Origin of the sequence: Rhodococcus sp. T2V (genome assembly GCF_029269925.1) — a bacterium.
Lineage (GTDB): Bacteria > Actinomycetota > Actinomycetes > Mycobacteriales > Mycobacteriaceae > Rhodococcus_F > Rhodococcus_F koreensis.
In genome coordinates this window covers 1-627 of the sequence record NZ_JARJBD010000354.1, presented here as the reverse complement: position 1 = coordinate 627, position 627 = coordinate 1, and the positions used below count along the sequence as shown (strand labels likewise).

General features: G+C 65.1%; 1 protein-coding gene. It reads right to left on the bottom strand.

Annotated features, from left to right (window positions below):
- Positions 1-397: sigma-70 family RNA polymerase sigma factor (locus tag P3H15_RS54340; RefSeq protein ID WP_276144877.1), on the bottom strand; the 397-nt coding region annotated here is incomplete at its 3' end.
- Positions 398-627 lie beyond the last annotated feature (230 nt).

The following is a 627-nucleotide window of genomic DNA, read 5'->3' as shown; positions in this document are numbered from 1 at the left end:
CCATCTTCACCGCCGCGGCCTGCTCGGCGGGCAGCCCCGAGAGCATCGGCACCAGGCAGGAGGCGAGTTCCTTCTCCGCCACCTCGTCGGCATCCGGTTCGGCAGGGTTTTCGGGGACGGCGTCGACGGCCAGCTCACGCCGATGGGGCGCGGACCGGTAGTAGTCGGTGATCGCGTTCCGGGTGATGGCATACATCCACCCGAGGAGCCGGTCCTGATCGCGCAGATTGTCCAGGCTCTTGGCCATTCGCAGGAACACGATCGACAAGATGTCGTCGGCGTCCTCGGGCCGGGAGACCCGGCGGGCGATGAAGGCCCGCACATCGCTCGAGAAGCGGCGCCAGAGCTGATCGAGATCAGCTGGTGTCGTCGTGGTGGTGGCCGTGTCCTCGCTCATGATCGGTGGTTCCTTTCCGTCTCCAGCATCCCCGCTCGCCGGCGCGGGGGCGACCCCAAGAACGTCCTTTCAGGTACGGACGAACGTGGCCTCAAGCGGACGCAATCGCCGACCAGGCCCTCGATGCGATTCAGTGCGATCGGCCAGAAATTTCTGTTTCTCGATGCCGAGCAAGTGCGTCCGAATCCGGTGTGCCTCGTCTGTATGGGTGTCGATGTCGATGACGGGTT